The organism is Bradyrhizobium sp. WSM4873 (assembly GCF_055811355.1).
In genome coordinates, this window is sequence record NZ_JBVVPS010000114.1 from 1 (window position 1) to 690 (window position 690).

The 690-nt window shown below is 60.7% G+C and carries 1 protein-coding gene; it reads left to right on the forward strand.

From position 1 onward, the window contains the following. Positions 1 to 169 precede the first annotated feature (169 nt). Positions 170 to 690 (forward strand): transposase (locus tag AC0L21_RS37980; RefSeq protein ID WP_473267119.1); only part of this gene is annotated, 521 nt, incomplete at its 3' end.

A 690-nucleotide genomic window follows, 5' to 3' on the forward strand; every position in this document is an offset into this window, starting at 1 on the left:
AGTCGTCCGTGAACAAGGCTCTAAGCGATTGAGCAGGAGTCAGTTTTCCGGTTGCGGCGGCATTTGAGATTGCAGGGATTGGGGGCTTGAGGCCCCCAAACCTTGCAATTTTCATTTGTGGATTCCCTTTCGCTGCGGACCATGATTCTGTGGTGCATTGGAGGGGCGGATGCGACCGAAGAAGCACAGGACGACGGGATCGAACGATCTGTTCCGGGCGCGGCTGGACCAGATCATCAACATGAAGCACGAGCTGGTTCAGCTCGCCGGCAAGATCGATTGGGACTGGATCGACGGCGAGGTCGCGCCGCTCTACAGCGAGAATGGCCGGCCCGGAATCGAGACCCGGTTTATGATCGGCCTGCTGTTGCTCAAGCACACTTACGGGCTGTCCGATGAGGGCGTTTGCGAGCGCTGGGTTCACGACCCGTATTTCCAGTTCTTCACCGGCGAAGAGTTCTTTCAGCACGCTTTCCCGCACGAGCGCTCGGACCTGAGCCATTGGCGCAAGCGGCTCGGCGACAAGCTGGAGTCGTTGCTGGCCGAGAGCCTGCGGGTGGCGCACGAGGCCGGTGCGTTACGCGGCCAGGACCTCAAGCGCGTCACGGTCGATACCACGGTGCAGCCGAAGGCCATCACCTTTCCGACCGATGCCAAGCTGCTCCATGCGGCTATCAAGGGGCTCAACCG